The organism is Candidatus Electrothrix sp. (genome assembly GCF_052785085.1).
Genome location: NZ_JALAAI010000025.1, coordinates 19,590 through 35,788, shown reverse-complemented (window position 1 = coordinate 35,788; position 16,199 = coordinate 19,590). Strand labels below are relative to the sequence as shown.

Below are 16,199 nucleotides of genomic sequence, written 5' to 3'. Positions count from 1 at the left end.
TTCCTTAAAAACATTATCGAATTTACAAAGAGAAATCATACAACGGCTCAATTTGGATCCATTTGTTTATCATGGGCTTGAGAATTAAAAATACTATAATCTCAAATGAGCGAATGGGGAGATATATTTATCAATGAAATTCTGCATGAAATCCTCCCCGACGCCGCTCCGGTCCAGAACCTCCCGGACAGCATCTTCATCAAACGTTTTTGTGGCCCTGACAACATAGCGCAGCAAAAGCTCCAGCATTTCAAGTGCGTCCTGTTTTTCACCGGCATCCTGCAGGAGCGAGAGTATTTTGGGCAGCCTGGAATGCAGGTCAGGATCAAAAATATGCCGAAGCACCAGCAGAGTGATGCGGTCAAATACCCCGCCCCGGATCTCCTCATCTGAAAGTACAGACAGATCATGTACTTTCCAGCTGAAATTCGGAATAAATGGAGCCAGCTCATCGTCGTTCTGGACAATGAGCGAACTGAACCGGTCAGAAAACCGCCATTTCTTTCGCCCGTGATACAGCACCAGTGGAACCACGGCAGGCAGTTTCCGGTCTTTCGGGTGCTGTTTGCGGTGCTGTTCCCAGAACCTGACCAGGTAGCGCAGGAGTTGCAGGCCCGTCCAGGGGTCGGGAGAGCTTTTATGCTCGAACAGCAGGTAAAGGTAGAGCATGTGCTCCTGATAACGCACCCTGTACAGCAGATCCGAGAAATGCTGGCGAAGTTCCTTTTCCACAAAGGAATCCTTGACCGCTGTCAGTGATTCCAGATCAATCTTCCGCAGGATTGCCCTGGGTAGATATTCCCGCAGAAACCCGGCAGCGATCTCTTTCCTGCCAAAGGTTTCGCGGAAAAAACTGTCATGCGGGTTGGTTACATCGCTCATCTGTCACATTCGCCTGTTATCAAATATGTAGGGGCAGGCCCCTGTGCCTGCCCGGTCAATCTTCCGTTGTGGTCAGCAGTAAGGGCGATTCGCGAATCGCCCCTACGTCGTAACCCCGTTCCAAAACCGGTCTAAGCAACTATTTCCCCGGCCAAGGCAAGGGCATGAAGATACAATCGCTCACTCAAATAAAAACCGGCTTCATTTCGCAAGGCATCAAGATGCGGTCGAAGCTCCGTGGTCAGTCCTTTTTTCTTTGCCTCCAGCAAAACACCGATTATTCCCACACACCTTCCGCAATGAGAAGGCCGGAATACAGGCTGCCGAGCAGAGGAAACTGACCAATTGCCACAAGATTGGTCAGGGGCGATGTGTTGCTGACAATGATCATAAGCGTCCTGCATCACGCAGCGCAGCCATATCATCATCCAGATCATCCATGTCGTAATGCGGCCCGATGCGACGCGAGACAAGCAGCTGACGAAATTCCCAAAGTGACATGTCCGCCAGTTCACGAGCCTTGCCGACGGAAAGGCGGCGGGCGGAATAAAGTGCAAGTGCCATTTCAATCCTGAGTTCATTCAGAGTCAGCCGGGAGGAATCAAGTATATCCTGCGGAATGTTCAGTACATTTGCCTTATTCATTAACACACCTCCTGTTTTTCACATGAAAACCTCGTTCCATCGTAACCCCGTTCCAAAACCGGTCAAGTCGACAACTGAAAGCTCGGGTTATCAAAGAATCATTGAATTGATTGGTCGTAACCCCGTTCCAAAATCCGGTCAATAACTTTTTTGCCGCCGCAGGCACCACCCACAAAGTGGTATTTTTTTCTGTAACGCCGATACAGAGCGGATCGCGGACCTCCCAGGTTTTTCTGTCCTTAAGAGGTTCACACATACTACACATTACAACAGGATAAAATCCGGGTCATTTGAACCCGTTCTCATATTTCCTCCCTCGTGTATGAATCATTACAGCTATAATAATCCACATAAAGTCTTATGTCAAAGCCCCTACGAATCGCGAACTTCCTCTGTTCTCTCATCATAATACACTTTTTCCAAAAAAAGCCCACAGGCCGGAGCTGTCGGGGCAGCCTTTTTCCGATCTCTGGCTCCAAGAATGGCAGCAAACTGGTCAGTACTCAGGCGGCCAATTCCCACCCAAAGCAGGGTGCCAACCAAGTTCCGCACCATATGGCGGAGAAAACCGTCACCGGAAAAACAGAAAGAAAAATGCTCAGGCCGGGCCGGATCAACAAGGCATTGGGTATGGAACAGGGTACGCACAGCTCCTCGCCCGGTAGTTCGGCTTCGATCCCGGCTGCCTACTGCCTCAAAACTGCTAAAATCATGGGTGCCGATCAGGAGGTTCAGGCTGGCCTGGAGTCTCTCTGGCTGGAAAGAACAGGGGAAATGGGTACGATAAAGACGTTCTGCTGGTAGCTGAAGCGGGCCGGTAAAAATATCATAGCGGTAGCTCTTGCCCTGGGCAGAAAAACGGGCATGAAAATCAGGAGAAACATCAACAGCATCAAGAATACGAATATCCTTGGGCAACATGGAGTTGAGGGCCTTGCCAAAGGCTGAAGCAGGCATGGGGGCAGTGGTTATAAAATTTGCTACCATGCCCAAGGCATGCACCCCGGCATCCGTGCGCCCTGCCCCATTGATTTGCACACTTTCCTGGGTGATGATACCGAGTTTCTTTTCCAGGGCCTCCTGGATAGTCGGCCCGTTACATTGTCGCTGCCAACCACAGAAGTTGGTGCCGTCATAGGCTATAAGGAGACGAATATTGCGCTGCTGCATCTCTCAAAGACTCTCCGTCCGTCCCCCTCTGGGAAGGGACAACACGGCACGAAAGTTGTCAGATTTTCTCAAGGAAAAAACGGTGCTCCCATCAGGCCGCAGGTCTCCTTAAAACCATTCATCAGGTTCATATTCTGGACTGCCTGCCCCGAGGCTCCCTTGACGATGTTATCAATGGCGGACATGACGATAATCCGGTTGGTGCGGGCATCCACTTTGATACCGATATCGCAGCAGTTGCTGCCACGGACATGCTGGGTAACCGGGAAAGACCCTGCCGGGCAGACCCGGACAAAGGGCTCGTCAGCATAGGTCTGCTCATACAATTCCTGTATCTCAGCCTCAGTGGTTGTGCTGATTTCATTGTTCAGTGGTGCATACATGGTACTGAGGATACCACGAGAGATAGGCAGCAGGTGAGGAGTAAAAGAAATGGTGACCGGCATACCTGCCAGCACGGACAGCTCCTGCTCAATCTCCGGGATATGACGATGATCTCCCCCGACCTTATAGGCACGGAAGCCGTCCGTGACCTCGCAGAACAGGGTACCCACAGCAGCACTACGCCCTGCCCCGGATGTGCCTGACTTGGAATCAATAATCAGACCAGCTGGATCAATCAATCCTTCCCGCAGCAAGGGAGCCAGACCCAAGGTGATAGAGGTAGGATAGCAGCCCGGATTAGCGGTCAGGCGGGCGCCCTTGACTTGATCCCGGTACAGTTCCGGCAGGCCGTAGACGGCTTCTTCAATAAACTCTGCACTGGAATGGGGCTGGTACCATTCCTCGTAAACCGCAGGGTCGCGAATACGGAAGTCAGCACTGAGATCCACCACCTTTTTGCCTGCCTTGAGCAGGATCGGTACCAGATCCATTGCTGTCTTATGGGGGACTGCGGCAAAAAAAAAGTCGGCCCGGTCAACCAGCTCTTCCGGTCCCAGGTTCTGACAGACCAGATCCACCCGCTTGCGCAGATTGGGGAAGACCTCGGAGAGCGGTTTGCCTGCATATTGACGGGAGGTGGCAACAGTGAGTTCGACCTCCGGGTGGGTGGAAAGGATGCGGGCCAGTTCAACCCCGGTGTAGCCGGAGGCCCCTATGATTCCTACTTTCAGCATGGTGTATCCTCATTTCTTATACTCCTCCCTATCCCGCATCCCTCTGGAGCGAAAGAGAGAAAGAAATTTCGATAGAACAAAAAAAAGGGAACAACGAATTACTTCGTTATTCCCCTGGGAATACAATATAAACTGCGCTGAGAAACCAGCCTGTTCCTTCTCCTTAACGTTTGGAGAACTGGAAGCGGGCACGAGCACCGCGCAGACCGTATTTCTTTCGCTCCTTAGTTCGGGAGTCACGGGTCAGCAGTCCAGCTTTTTTCAGAGAATCACGAAGTTCAGGATTTACTTCCTGAAGGGCCCGTGAAATCCCATGAATCAAAGCGTCAACCTGTGCAGTTTTTCCGCCGCCTTTTACGGTGGCCATTACATCAAAATTTTCTGCTGTCTCAGTGACTGCAAAAGGTTTCTCAATCTTCTGCTCAAAAAAGATATTACCAAAGTAGCTCTCTGGTGACTGCTTGTTAACAACTACATTGCCGCTTCCCGGAGTTATCCATACCCGAGCTATAGCACTTTTTCTTTTTCCAGTTGCGTATGTCTGTTCCTGCGCCATGTTAAGCTCCGTTAAATATCAAGCAGTTCAGGTTGCTGGGCCGCATGAGGATGATCAGGACCGGCATACACCTTTAATTTTTTCAGCTGAGCCCGACCAAGTTTATTCTTGGGGAGCATGCCTTTCACCGCCATAACAATCAGGTCTTCTGGAGACTTCTCCCGAACCTCTTTTGCAGTCCGATCTTTAATTGCGCCCATATAACCGGTATGACGATAGTATACTTTATCGTCCCATTTCTTTCCGGTCAAATGTACCCGATCCGCATTGACAACAATGATGAAATCACCGTTATCCTGAAAATTACAAAAGGTCGGTTTATGTTTACCACGCAGGCGACGGGCGATTTCTGTTGCGATACGGCCAAGAACCTTACCGTCGGCATTAACCATGCACCACTTGCGATCAATTTCATCTACCGGCGTATAATACGTTTTCATGCATGCGCCCCAAAGAGTAATACAAAGAGTAATAAAAAAAGGTTCGAACAGGGGTTCGAACCTTGAGTTGTTTTATTGGAGCGGGAAACGAGATTCGAACTCGCGACGTCAACCTTGGCAAGGTTGCACTCTACCACTGAGTTATTCCCGCTCTTGCGTTGTGAAACGAGCAATTATTTACCATGGGGCACCTGTCCATGTCAACAAAAAAATTACGCAGAATTTCTTTTTTCTCCCCTCCTTTTATCTCTAACTTCATGAGGTTCTCAGAAAAAGCTGGTGGTACAGAGAGTTTCCTCGTATTTTTACTTCTCCTTTTTCTTTACATGTCGTAATATTATAACAAGCTTAGATTGTTTAGTTCTTAAGGAGGGTTCCTGCATGGAAAAAAAAATTCTGGTGGCAGTAGACGGATCAGTATATAGCTCAAACAGCCTGGACTATCTCATACGCCTGTTTCGAGAAAATCAAGATTTCAAGGTGGATCTGCTTGCTGCGGTCTCAAGCAGTGACTATGAACAAAACTGGATGGCTGAAGTTGATTCCCAGCGAACTGAAAGCACCGTTGTCCAACAACGCAAAGCACGAGCTGGAAAATACCTGAAAGATGCCCGCTCACGTCTTATACGTAATGGCTTTCCTGAAAAAAACATTACCTCCTGTGTTCATGCTTCAAGTAAAGGAATAAGCAATGCCATCCATAATTTTGCCAAAGAAAACATGTATGATGCTCTACTGGTCGGCAGAAGAGGCGTGGGAAGAGTCGGCGAAATGCTCCTAGGAAGTGTTTCTGCTGATATGGTCAGAAGATGTCATGAAATTCCTCTTTGGATTATTGATGGCAATGTCTCCTCCACCCGATTCCTCCTTGCTGTGCATACCTGTACCCATTCGCTCATGGCTGCTGATCATTTGGCATTTATCTTAAAAGATAATCCAAAGACTGAAATCTATATCTACCATTCGCTGGCCGCGTTTGGCTCAACACCACCCAATGAGGCTGAAAAATTTCATAGCCGTTGGGGAGCGAAATGGTGCGAACAACACCTTGATATAGAAACATGCCTGTACAAAGCACATCGACAGATCCTGATCGAAAATGGCATCTCTGAAGACCGCATTGTCCAGCTTCCTCCACGCCGGGGTATCCACCCCAGCCACGACCTGCTTCGCCAGGCAAAGAGGCATCAATGTGGCACTCTTGTCATTGGACGCAGAGATCGGGTAGATAAAGGACTTCTTGGTGGTGTCTCTGATCGGACAACCAAAAATGCTCAAAATATGGCGGTCTGGCTTGTTGGTTAGTTAGTTTGGTGAGTTGGCAAGGTTAACTTTATCAGAACTTCATCAGGATAAGGGCAAAAACAACATGAGAGAGGGTGTAATGGAACCTGTTGAGTTAAAAAAGAATGTCTGGTGGATAGCCAACCGCTCAGATTCACTGCTGGAAGTAAACATTTATTTACTCTGCTATCCTCATCCCAAGGGCCAGGCCAACATCATTATTGACCCTGGCCCAGGTGAATTGCTCACTGTTCTGCAAAAGGCTGTTCGTCCAATTATAGGAGGGCTGGAAAATATTCACGGGGTGCTTATTAATCATCAGGACCCTGACGTTGCACCCAATGCTGCTTTTCTCCAAAAACTGAATCCAAAATGTATGGTGGTTGCCTCAGAAGATACCTGGCGCCTTATTCATTTTCTCGGGCTCAAGGCATCCCGGTTTAAGGCAGTGGAAACCTACCGGAATAACCGGGCAAAGATGCCAGGCGGCAACAGCTTAATCTTTGTTCCCTCACCTTTTTGCCATTTTCGCGGGGCCATGATGTATTATGACGTTGCGAGCAGGATCCTTTTTTCCGGTGACCTGTTTGGCGGACTCTCCTACTCCCATGACCTTTATGCTGACGAAACATCCTGGGAGGGTATTAAGACCTTTCACCAACTCTACATGCCTTCTCGTGATGCCTTAAAACTCGCTGTTTCCCGCATTAGAAATCTTGATCCTCCCCCTGAGATGATAGCTCCTCAGCATGGATCTCTGATTCAGGGAGATTTACTCCGCGACTTTATTGATCGGATGTACAATCTGGATGTGGGACTGGACCTGCTCATGGCAGGCGAGAAAGAAGAAAATTACCTTGGGGCCATTAATGAAATTCTGGTTGAACTGGAAAAAGAAGACTCCTCTGAATCCATTGCCAAAGGGATAGCAGCACTGAATAAGGATCAATCATTTACCAAAATCCTGACTCTTGAAAAGAACCGGGTAACTTCGTTTAAAGTGGATCCTCCTGTTGCGGTAAAAAACCTCTTAACCCATCTCCGTGAAGACGGGGGTACTGAGCTGGAAAGCCTGGTTAATCTTATTGCACTAAAGACCTTAATCGGACGCAATATACCCATTGGCGACATCCTGCCCCAGGCCGGTGGAGAGCAAGAACTTCCTGATTATTTTGAGTAATAAAGACTTATGAGCCGCAAAAACATTCTGATCGTTGATCGTGACAAAGAGTTTCTGCTGGAATTGCGGGAGTCGTTAATTCCCTTTAAAAACGTCTATCAACTGGCCTTTGTCTCCACCCTTACCAAGGCCCGTGAGATTCTGCAAAAATTTACCGTTCATATGGTCATCGCCAATGTTCAGCTCTCAGGAGAAAGCGGCGTGGAATTGCTGCTCTGGGTTCGCCGCTGGCATGCAGAAACATATGTTGTCCTGTACAGTAACGAGCTGACAGAAGAGATTAAACGGGCAGCCTATCATAGCGGTGTTTCAGCCATTATCCCCTACCCTTTTAAACCGGAAGAGCTGCTCAAAGTACTTGCTGGCATTTTTGCCAAAGAATCCGGCAACTCTTCCTTTCTGGATACCATCCCGCTGGTTGATCTTCTCCAGCTCATAGGCATGGGAAATCATTCAACAGACATCATTGTTATTAATGAAAAAAAAGAGCGAGGCATCATCCGAATACGCTCAGGAAATCTCCTTGAAGCAGAAGCCGCTGGGCAACAAGGAGTGGATGCAGTTACTGAGATGCTTTCCTGGGAGTCACCAACAGTCAAAACTGCCCAGGGAGGGCATGGTCTTCACCTCACTACCCCCCCTGTCCCTCTCCATGATGCCCTTATCCAGGCAGCAACGCGACTTGATGAAAAATCATAATCCTTCCTTTATCGCGCTTCCCTTTGAATATACTTTTATTTTTTGCCAACAGATTTGGTTGATACGGGTTTTTCTGTCTGGGACTTTGGCGTTGTTTCTTTGCCTTTTTTGTTCACAGTAGTTGCAGCTTCAGCCGGGGCATCCTCACCCACTGTAACATCATCCTTAATACGAGCAATCGTTTTTTCACCGATTCCGTATACCTCGGCTAAGTCATCAATTTCTTTAAACAGGCCTTTTTCTTCCCGGTACTTGATAATCGCTTCAGCTTTCACCGGCCCTATACCAGGTAATGAAGCCAACTCATCTTTGTCTCCTGTATTGATATTGACCACAGCAGCTGCTGATGTTGCCAGGAAAAAAACAAAAAACAGAGTAAGATACAATAGTCTCATAACGATCTCCTTTTAGATGTGTTCATGTCTCACCTGCTGACACAGGCATTGGGATATTGGGTTAAGGCCTTGCTATCAAATAGCAAACTCTAGAGTCATCCCATTATAGACAGATCTCTCGCTAAAAGTCAACAATAAAGAATCCACCCCCAGAGGGGGTGGTATTGGTTAAGCCCAGAGGGCATTTGTCTACTTGGCTCCCGTTTCCAAAACACCCTCGCTGATAAAATCAGCATCAGGAAACTTAACGATCTTCAACTGTTGCCGAAATGATATTTTGCATACAAACAGCTTCACTCACCATGCATAGCCGAGGCATCTTGTGGACATAGCGCAATAACACGGGACAAACTCAAGATTGATCCGTTGATAAAATGCGACATCTACATAACCTGCCCTTTGCGAAAACATGACTGTTCAACAGGCAGAGCCGTTGAACTCTGACCACCCCCAGAGGGGGTGGTTTTCTACGATGAAATAAAATTATAAGTTCTTAAACCCGAAAAAATTTTCCTTGTCACACAGCAAAATTTCTTTTTTACAATTTCAGCTTTTTTTTTCAGAAGATACCCGGTACAGTCTCCAGAAATGTACCAGCTTTCATGTTTTCTTATCCTCCCCCAAGGGGAAGAATGAAAATTTATACGAAAGCATTGCCTGCTTTCATGTTTTACTGTCTCCCCCCCAACGGGGAAAACATCGTTAATAACCATGTCAAATACATCTCTCATGAAAAAAGCCCCTTCCCATACTCCTTCTTGCTCTGCTCTTTCTTATTCTGAAAGCCTGGTTGTTCATTCCTGCCGAGCCAATGAACTACGAGCTGAGGCTGTTCACCTCACGTCAACAGACCTGAACAGGCGCCAAGTCCGCGATCTTGAGTCCCTGCTCAACCGGGGATTTTACCCGCTGGCAGGCTTTTTAGGCCAAGAGGATTATCAGAGTGTGCTCAAAGATATGCGCCTGGCTGATGGTTCTGTCTGGCCCATTCCGGTCTGCCTTGATGTGACCGAAAAATTTGCAGCTTCCCTGCAACCAGGACAACGGATTGGACTCAATGATCAGGAAGGTTTTCTTCTGGCAATCCTCACTGTCAGTGATATCTGGAAGGCAGATAAAAAAGCCGAGGCCCAAGCTATCTACGGGACAACAGACCCTGAACAACACCCCAGTGTGCAAATCCTGCTCACTGAAGTCAAGGACTGGTACATAGGCGGGACAGTGGAAGGCATTACCCTGCCACTTCATTACGATTTCTGCGAGCTTCGTCTCACACCGGCTGAAAGCAATCGTCGCTTTATCCAGTACGGTTGGCGACGAGTGGTTGGATTCCATACCAAAGAATACCTGCATTGCGCCCATAAAGAAATGGTCTTGGCGGCTGCCCGGGAGACCGGCGGCTCTCTTTTTCTTCACCCAGTGGTAGGTCTGGATCACCCTGGTAATATGGAACATTACACCCATGTGCATTGTTACCAGGAATTTGTTCAGCATTTTCCCCGTAATATGATTCAGCTGGGCGTTATCCCGCTGGCGGAACGAAATGCTGGTCCCCGTGAGGCACTTTGGCATGCCTTGATCCGCAAAAACTACGGATGCAGCCATTTCATGGTGGCAGATGATCACGGCGACCCCTTTGCCGATACCCATAACGATCTTTTTTATCCCCGGAAAGAAGCGCAACAGCTTGTTGCCTCTATGGCAGAAGAGACCGGCATTGCAATGGTTCCGGAACGGGCCATGGGATATGCAGAAGAGCAGAAAAAATATGTGTACCTTGCTGACACACCTGATGAAAAAGTAAAAAACATCAGTTCAAAGGAACTCAAGCGACGCCTGGAGCAGGGAGAGAATATCCCGGAATGGTTTTCCTTTCCCAATGTTGTTGACGAGCTACGTCACTCCTTTCCTCCCCGGTCCAGGCAAGGATTCACGGTTTTCCTGACAGGCCTGTCCGGCTCAGGAAAATCAACCATTGCCAAAGTCCTGATGGTTCGTTTTATGGAGATGCGTGATCGCCCGGTCACCCTGCTGGATGGTGATATTGTCCGCAAGAATCTCTCCTCAGAACTGACCTTTTCCCAGGAACACCGAAATCTCAATGTAACCCGCATTGGCTTTGTGGCCAGCGAAATCACCAAAAACGGTGGCATCGCCCTCTGTGCCCCCATTGCCCCTTACGAAGAATCCCGCCAGGAAAACCGGCGCCTGATCAGCCGTTATGGTGGCTATATTGAGGTACATATCGCCACGCCCCTTGAAACCTGCGAACAACGGGACCGAAAAGGACTGTATAAAAAAGCACGGGCCGGGATTGTCAAAGGAGTTACTGGTATTTCAGATCCCTATATTCCTCCTGCTCATCCGGAAATAACTATTGATACCTCCACAATGACCCCGGCCGAGGCTGTGCAGGAAATCTTTCTTTATCTTGAAGAACAAGGATATATTCGGTAAGCACCCCTTGAAGCCAGCCTTTCTGTTGTACTAATATTGTATGCTGACATTGTATTGGCTCGCTGAATATGCTATACCCTACTTAGTGGTTCCTTTAAAAAGGGTTCCCGCGTCCCAAGGGACAGGGGATTGAAAATATTATTCAGCTGTTACGCCACAAACAGCATGGTATCAGCCCCGGAGCTTCGCAATGAACCGACACACTGCCACCTTCCACATTGCCTTGGTTTTTCCGGTATTGCCCGTATTAGCAATAGTACTGGCAATAGTACTGGCAGGTATCCTCAGTATCCTTCCTGCCCTTTGCACAGCTGAAGAAGCTGAAACAAAGAAAAAAAAGGATACAGGGATTCTCTCTTCCTACCTTGAGCAAGCCCTGACCAATAATAATGCCCTGCTTGCTGCACGAGCAAAACTGCGAGCCAGCAGTCATAAAATTCCACAGGCAGGTGTGCTGCCAGATCCCAAGCTCACTGTGCAGTATTATCTTGAGCCTGTTGAGACACGAACCGGACCGCAACGAGCAGCCTTGGCTCTCAACCAATCCCTGCCTTGGTTTGGGAAACTTGTCCTGTTGCGTAAGCTTGCTGATCATGACCAGGCCCTTGCCCATGCCGAGCTGGCTGCCACTGAACTGGATGTAACCCGGCAGGTCAAAGAGGCTTATATTGCCTATAGCTTTCTCGGCCGTTCCCAGGAAATCCTCTCAAACAACCTCGAATTACTCCGTTACCTGGAAGGTATTGCCCGTGACCGCTATACCGGCGGCAAGGCCACCTATTTTGATGTGCTCAAGGTACAGATTGAGCTGGCCCAGATCCAGGACAAGGTTCGCACCATCAAGGAGAGTGCTGTTCCTTTGCGCATACGTATCAACAACCTGCTGGGTGTTGCTCCTGAAAGATCCCGTCCTGTTCCAAAGTATCTTCCAGAGATCTCCCTGAAAAAAAAGCCCACTACACTACACTCTCTTGCTCTTAAAAATGCTCCCCTTCTGCAAGCGGCCCAGGAACGTATTACCAAGACAGAAACCAAAACCAAGCTGGCTCAAAAAGATTTTTATCCGGATTTTACTTTTTCCCTGAAAACCATCCTGACTGGGTCCGCAGAATACGGTGATCCCCCGGACAGTGGTGATGACCCGATTATTGCCGGAGTCAGCATGAACCTGCCCATATTCCGGGAACGCCGTCATGCCAAACTCGCTGAACAAAAAGCAGCTGTCCAGGAGGCGCAAAGCCGGAAATCTGAACAGGAACGAACCATACAAAATCAGATTGAGCAGGGCCTGTATGCCTATCAGGACGCAAAACGCAAGGTTGCTCTGTATCGGGAAGAACTCCTGCCCAAGGTCAGACAACAACTGGAAGTGGCAGTCAGTGGCTTTCAGAGTGGTAAAAATTCCATCCTGGAAATCATTGATGCAGAAAAAAGCCTGCTGACTTTTGAGCTGGCTGAAAGCCGGACCCTGGCTGATCAGGCCCTGGCTGTGGCCCAGCTTGAGGCCCAGGTTGGGCTTGTTGTAGCAAACTGGCAGGAACAGCCCTGAGGCAGACAAAAAAGAGACAAAAGCCTACTAAAAAAAACAAGGAATCCACCCCCCGAGGGGGTGGTTTTCTACGATGAAATAAAATGAAGAGTAATAAAAGCAACTCGGGTTCTCGGAACTGTTCCGGATCCCTGTCACCCAATAAACATACATAGAAAGGAGTTCCATTATGCGTATCTTAAAAACATCCACCCTTGCTGGTTTTTGCCTTATCCTGCTGTTAAGCCTTGCAGGCAATGTCTTTGCTGAACCCCAAACCAAGTGCCCGGTCATGGGCGGCGATATCAACAAAGAGATCTATGCTGATTATGAAGGAAAACGGGTCTATTTTTGCTGTGCAGCCTGTGTTCCCCAATTTAAGGCAGACCCGGAAAAATATCTCGCCAAGTTACAAGAGATGGGTGTAGAACCCGAGGCTGTCCCAACAGAAGACGGTGATGCGACACCTGATGATGCAGATCCAGGCGAACATGCAGCCCCTGAAGGGCATGCGGATCATAGCGAAGACGCAAAATAACCCCACCATCCTGCCCCGCTGGGGCAGGATAACACATGCAACGAGGTAAAAAATCATGCGGGATCTTTTTCTTCATCTGATCATCCTGACCTGCTCTTTCCTGCTCTTCTCAGGAACTTCTTTTGCTGAAACAGATCCTGCTGACCATGAGCATGGCCCGGAAACTATCTGGACTTGTTCCATGCATCCGCAGATTCAACTGCCGGAATTTGGTCAATGCCCCATCTGTTTCATGGATCTGATTGAAGTCAAGAAACAAAGTAATGAAAAACGCTTGAGCCTCCGTCAAATCTCTCTGGACAGTCAGGCACAAAAGCTGGCCGAGATTGCTGTACAACCGGCGACACGGAAAAGCACAGAGAACGACAGCAACGCCAAGGTGCAAATATTCGGTCGAATCGACTATGATGAAACCCGCCTCAGCACCATCACCTCCTGGGTGGACGGACGTATTGACAAGCTCTTTGTTGATTACACCGGAGCCACTGTGCAACGCGGGCAGGCTGTAGCTGCCATCTACAGCCCTGACCTCTTCACAGCCCAGGCCGAACTCATCCAGGCGACCAAGGAATACAAACGTACCCGGCAATCCGGCAATGAACTGGTTAAAACGATGTCTCGTCGTACCCTTGAAGCAAGTCGGGAAAAACTGCGCCTGTTGGGCATCGGGAAAAAGCAACTCCAGGCCATGGAAGCTCTGCAAAAACCCACCCGTCATATCACCCTCACAGCCCCGCTGGCTGGCATTGTGATTGAAAAACATGTCAACGAAGGCATGTATGTCAAAACCGGCAACCCGGTGTATACCCTGGCTGACCTGAGCAAGATCTGGGTAATCCTTGAAGTATACGAAACAGACCTCCATGCAGTGAGCATGGGCCAACAGGTCGGGTTCACAGTGGAAGCCTATCCAGGTACTAATTTTCAGGGCAAGGTCGCCTATGTTGATCCGCTGGTGGATGAAAAAAATCGAACCGTTCGGGTTCGCCTCCATGTTGACAACCAAAACGGCAAACTCAAACCTGGTATGTTTGTCCGGGCTGAACTTATCCTGCCCACAACCGGGCAAGTGGAAAAGCCGCTTCTTATTCCAGCCTCAGCTCCTCTGCTCACAGGCAAACGAGCCCTTGTCTATGTCCAGGTCCCAAAACAACCAGGAACCTATATAGGCCGTGAGGTGGTGCTTGGTTCACAACGTGGGGATTTTTATGTTGTTAAAAGTGGTTTGGAAGAAGGTGACTTGGTGGTTGTTCGGGGCAACTTCAAGATTGACTCAGCAATCCAGCTCCAGGCCCGTCCATCCATGATGAATCCCTCAAGCGGAACAACAAAGCAAGGGGATAATGCATTACCAGAGCTGTTTGCCTCCCGACTTGATCTCCTGAACCAACGTTTTGTTGAGCTGTCCAGAGAGATCCATAAACAAGACGCTGGGCAATATCGGTCTGCACTTCAGAATTTCACCAAGGCTCTTGCCGCCATTACTGAAGATACGCTCAAAGAAGACGAACGGTTGAGCTGGCAGGAATTTGCCATGCTCCTGAAAAATGATGCTATCCTCCTGCAAGAGGCGGAAAGCACGAAAGAAGCGCAGGAAATCTATGCTGAATTTGCCGAACATTTTCACCAGGTCAGAGAGCGTTTCGCTATTGAGGATATTCCGGCAGCCCAGGCCGCCTCTCCAGAACTTCAAACTAAGGTGGGTGAACTCCTCAAAGGATACCTGATCCTGCAACAAAACCTTGCCGCAGATAATGAACAAGTTGCCCTGGATTCAGCAGATGCCCTTGCGCCGTTGACCCAATCCTTAACAGCAGCTCTTCTGCAAACAGGCACCGAAAAAGCCGGGAACCTGGCGGCCCGCCTGAAAAAGACTGTCCGGGAATTGACTCAGGCTCAAACAATGGCTGACCTGCGCACAAGCTTTTCTCCCTATAGTCAGGCAGTGGTTGAAACCGTAGAGACTTTTGGCAGCAATGATCATACCTCTTGGTTTGTCCATTTCTGTCCCATGGCCTTTGATAACACCGGTGCTTCCTGGCTGGCCCCTTCAGAGGAAATCAGCAATCCCTATTTTGGCGCAATGATGCTCCGTTGCGGAGAAGTGCGTAAGCAGCTGACTCAGGAGTGAGCCGAATTGAAAAATCCGAAGCAGACCTTCCAATACGAATAATTCTTTGTACATCGGAACAGGAAAAACCCAAGAACGGGCTGTTCAGCTGGACAACAGTCCCTGCAAAAATGCAGCAACCACTGCGGCCCCGCTCTGGTTGCTCCTGTCGCGCCAAGGCAATTGACAAAGCCTTGTCAGCATATCTGATAAATCCTGCTGACAAAACGCCTCTTCTGTCAACGGCAGGGACGGCATTTCCCGATCTATGAAATCCGCCAAAGGCCGGGATTCCCGGAACCATTCCCGGCTGATATAGGCAAAAGGAATGCCAGCCTGATAGACCTCTGCCAAGGTGGAATACCCCACCTTGCCAATCATCGCATCACAGGCTGCAATCAGATCAGGATGACGGATGGCGGAATCCGAAGGCAGCAAGAAGAGATTTTCATCCACCTTGATCTCTTCTCCGCCCTGCCCTGGCAAGACAAAGCAGAAATCCCTGCACGCCCTCATTCGGACCAGAGGCAAGTCCGTTCCGGCAATCCCACCCATGGTCACCAGGATAACCTGTTGTTCTTCCTGCAACCCGAGTTGCTTTCTGATTGCTGCCCGTTCCTGCGGACAAACCCGAGCAGCACGGGCGATTGGCGGTGCCACCAGATCCGCCTGAATATGATAATCCGCCTGACTATACAGACCTTCCAGGTAAGAAATAATCCCGGCGAATTCCGGGTGCGAAGCAAGATAAGGCTGATAGATCCAGTCCCAGGTGAAATTCTCCAGCAACACTGAACGCACCTGAGAGCCGTACTGTTTCCGGGCCTGGGTCGCAGCTGCAATACCCACTGGCGCAATATCGCAAAGTACCAATTGGCAATCTGCAAACAGGGCTGCCAGCTGATCAAGCAGGTCGGTTCGGAGGGGATAAAAGGCCAGCAGTTGCTGCACGGTTTGGTCAAGGTCCTCACGCAGGGCATCGTGCTGCACCAGCCCAACATCAGTCTGCAAGGGGTAAATCTCGTGCGAAGCGGTCAATGACTCGGCAAAGAACCAGGCCGGAGCCGTGCTGATGATCCGATAATGCATCGGTACACGTTGGGCCAATGCCTCCATCACTGCGCAGGCCCTGGCAGCATGTCCCAGACCATGTGGGGTTATGCAGCAGCCAATGTGGAGAGGAGAAGGTTTCTGCAT

At 49.2% G+C, this 16,199-nt stretch carries 16 protein-coding genes and 1 tRNA gene; 7 read left to right on the top strand and 10 right to left on the bottom strand.

Features of this window, described 5'->3' with window-relative positions; translation table 11 throughout:
* Positions 1-93 precede the first annotated feature (93 nt).
* The 8 genes from L2082_RS06325 to L2082_RS06290 all read right to left on the bottom strand — a co-directional run bounded on the left by L2082_RS06325 (position 94) and on the right by L2082_RS06290 (position 4,962).
* Positions 94-882: an Rpn family recombination-promoting nuclease/putative transposase gene (locus tag L2082_RS06325; RefSeq protein WP_446011291.1), complete on the bottom strand. Its 789-nt coding sequence runs from the start codon at positions 880-882 to the stop codon at positions 94-96.
* A gap of 131 nt (positions 883-1,013) precedes the next feature.
* The gene (locus L2082_RS06320) at positions 1,014-1,169 is read right to left on the bottom strand and encodes a DUF3368 domain-containing protein (protein WP_446011292.1); all 156 of its coding nucleotides are present in this window, start codon (positions 1,167-1,169) and stop codon (positions 1,014-1,016) included.
* Positions 1,170-1,269: 100 nt separating this feature from the next.
* Positions 1,270-1,527 carry a UPF0175 family protein gene (locus L2082_RS06315; protein ID WP_446011293.1) on the bottom strand — a complete coding sequence of 86 codons (258 nt, stop codon included), beginning with the start codon at positions 1,525-1,527 and terminating at the stop codon, positions 1,270-1,272.
* Positions 1,528-1,899: 372 nt separating this feature from the next.
* A complete protein-coding gene (gene truA / locus L2082_RS06310) occupies positions 1,900-2,697 on the bottom strand; it encodes a tRNA pseudouridine(38-40) synthase TruA (protein WP_446011542.1) in 798 nt (265 codons plus the stop codon).
* 68 nt (positions 2,698-2,765) lie between these two features.
* Positions 2,766-3,815 (bottom strand): N-acetyl-gamma-glutamyl-phosphate reductase, encoded by a 1,050-nt coding sequence (argC, locus tag L2082_RS06305; protein WP_446010400.1) that lies wholly within the window; start codon positions 3,813-3,815, stop codon positions 2,766-2,768.
* Positions 3,816-3,978: 163 nt separating this feature from the next.
* On the bottom strand, positions 3,979-4,371 hold the full coding sequence (gene rpsI, locus L2082_RS06300) for a 30S ribosomal protein S9 (RefSeq protein ID WP_446010399.1): 393 nt from the start codon (positions 4,369-4,371) through the stop codon (positions 3,979-3,981).
* An 11-nt stretch (positions 4,372-4,382) separates the two neighbouring features.
* Positions 4,383-4,811, bottom strand: coding sequence for a 50S ribosomal protein L13 (rplM, locus tag L2082_RS06295; protein ID WP_446010398.1), 429 nt, complete (start codon positions 4,809-4,811; stop codon positions 4,383-4,385).
* A gap of 76 nt (positions 4,812-4,887) precedes the next feature.
* A tRNA-Gly gene (locus tag L2082_RS06290) sits at positions 4,888-4,962 on the bottom strand.
* Positions 4,963-5,192: 230 nt separating this feature from the next.
* Here L2082_RS06290 and L2082_RS06285 point away from each other — a divergent pair.
* From L2082_RS06285 to L2082_RS06275, 3 genes are all read left to right on the top strand, one after another.
* Positions 5,193-6,116, top strand: coding sequence for a universal stress protein (locus L2082_RS06285; RefSeq protein ID WP_446010397.1), 924 nt, complete (start codon positions 5,193-5,195; stop codon positions 6,114-6,116).
* Between the two features lie 64 nt (positions 6,117-6,180).
* Positions 6,181-7,275 carry an MBL fold metallo-hydrolase gene (locus L2082_RS06280; protein WP_446011541.1) on the top strand — a complete coding sequence of 365 codons (1,095 nt, stop codon included), beginning with the start codon at positions 6,181-6,183 and terminating at the stop codon, positions 7,273-7,275.
* A gap of 9 nt (positions 7,276-7,284) precedes the next feature.
* Complete coding sequence (locus tag L2082_RS06275; RefSeq protein WP_446010395.1) at positions 7,285-7,974, top strand: response regulator; 690 nt, start codon at positions 7,285-7,287, stop codon at positions 7,972-7,974.
* 35 nt (positions 7,975-8,009) lie between these two features.
* Here the strand turns inward: L2082_RS06275 and L2082_RS06270 are convergent, their stop codons facing one another.
* Positions 8,010-8,369 (bottom strand): ComEA family DNA-binding protein, encoded by a 360-nt coding sequence (locus tag L2082_RS06270; protein WP_446010394.1) that lies wholly within the window; start codon positions 8,367-8,369, stop codon positions 8,010-8,012.
* A gap of 729 nt (positions 8,370-9,098) precedes the next feature.
* Between L2082_RS06270 and L2082_RS06265 the strand changes: the two genes are divergently transcribed.
* The 4 genes from L2082_RS06265 to L2082_RS06250 all read left to right on the top strand — a co-directional run bounded on the left by L2082_RS06265 (position 9,099) and on the right by L2082_RS06250 (position 15,023).
* The gene (locus L2082_RS06265; protein WP_446007949.1) at positions 9,099-10,826 is read left to right on the top strand and encodes a bifunctional sulfate adenylyltransferase/adenylylsulfate kinase; all 1,728 of its coding nucleotides are present in this window, start codon (positions 9,099-9,101) and stop codon (positions 10,824-10,826) included.
* Between the two features lie 190 nt (positions 10,827-11,016).
* Complete coding sequence (locus L2082_RS06260) at positions 11,017-12,375, top strand: TolC family protein (protein ID WP_446007950.1); 1,359 nt, start codon at positions 11,017-11,019, stop codon at positions 12,373-12,375.
* Positions 12,376-12,544: 169 nt separating this feature from the next.
* Positions 12,545-12,892, top strand: coding sequence for a YHS domain-containing protein (locus L2082_RS06255; protein WP_446007951.1), 348 nt, complete (start codon positions 12,545-12,547; stop codon positions 12,890-12,892).
* 55 nt (positions 12,893-12,947) lie between these two features.
* Complete coding sequence (locus tag L2082_RS06250; RefSeq protein WP_446007952.1) at positions 12,948-15,023, top strand: efflux RND transporter periplasmic adaptor subunit; 2,076 nt, start codon at positions 12,948-12,950, stop codon at positions 15,021-15,023.
* A gap of 84 nt (positions 15,024-15,107) precedes the next feature.
* Here the strand turns inward: L2082_RS06250 and L2082_RS06245 are convergent, their stop codons facing one another.
* A complete protein-coding gene (locus tag L2082_RS06245; RefSeq protein ID WP_446007953.1) occupies positions 15,108-16,199 on the bottom strand; it encodes a hypothetical protein in 1,092 nt (363 codons plus the stop codon).

Coding starts and splice junctions, on each gene's coding strand:
- L2082_RS06325 (WP_446011291.1), bottom strand. CDS start 882: ATGAGCGATGTAACCAACCCGCATGACAGTTTTTTCCGCGAAACCTTT.
- L2082_RS06315 (WP_446011293.1), bottom strand. CDS start 1,527: ATGAATAAGGCAAATGTACTGAACATTCCGCAGGATATACTTGATTCC.
- truA (WP_446011542.1), bottom strand. CDS start 2,697: ATGCAGCAGCGCAATATTCGTCTCCTTATAGCCTATGACGGCACCAAC.
- argC (WP_446010400.1), bottom strand. CDS start 3,815: ATGCTGAAAGTAGGAATCATAGGGGCCTCCGGCTACACCGGGGTTGAA.
- rpsI (WP_446010399.1), bottom strand. CDS start 4,371: ATGGCGCAGGAACAGACATACGCAACTGGAAAAAGAAAAAGTGCTATA.
- rplM (WP_446010398.1), bottom strand. CDS start 4,811: ATGAAAACGTATTATACGCCGGTAGATGAAATTGATCGCAAGTGGTGC.
- L2082_RS06285 (WP_446010397.1), top strand. CDS start 5,193: ATGGAAAAAAAAATTCTGGTGGCAGTAGACGGATCAGTATATAGCTCA.
- L2082_RS06280 (WP_446011541.1), top strand. CDS start 6,181: ATGAGAGAGGGTGTAATGGAACCTGTTGAGTTAAAAAAGAATGTCTGG.
- L2082_RS06275 (WP_446010395.1), top strand. CDS start 7,285: ATGAGCCGCAAAAACATTCTGATCGTTGATCGTGACAAAGAGTTTCTG.
- L2082_RS06270 (WP_446010394.1), bottom strand. CDS start 8,369: ATGAGACTATTGTATCTTACTCTGTTTTTTGTTTTTTTCCTGGCAACA.
- L2082_RS06265 (WP_446007949.1), top strand. CDS start 9,099: ATGAAAAAAGCCCCTTCCCATACTCCTTCTTGCTCTGCTCTTTCTTAT.
- L2082_RS06260 (WP_446007950.1), top strand. CDS start 11,017: ATGAACCGACACACTGCCACCTTCCACATTGCCTTGGTTTTTCCGGTA.
- L2082_RS06255 (WP_446007951.1), top strand. CDS start 12,545: ATGCGTATCTTAAAAACATCCACCCTTGCTGGTTTTTGCCTTATCCTG.
- L2082_RS06250 (WP_446007952.1), top strand. CDS start 12,948: ATGCGGGATCTTTTTCTTCATCTGATCATCCTGACCTGCTCTTTCCTG.
- L2082_RS06245 (WP_446007953.1), bottom strand. CDS start 16,199: ATGCAGAAACCTTCTCCTCTCCACATTGGCTGCTGCATAACCCCACAT.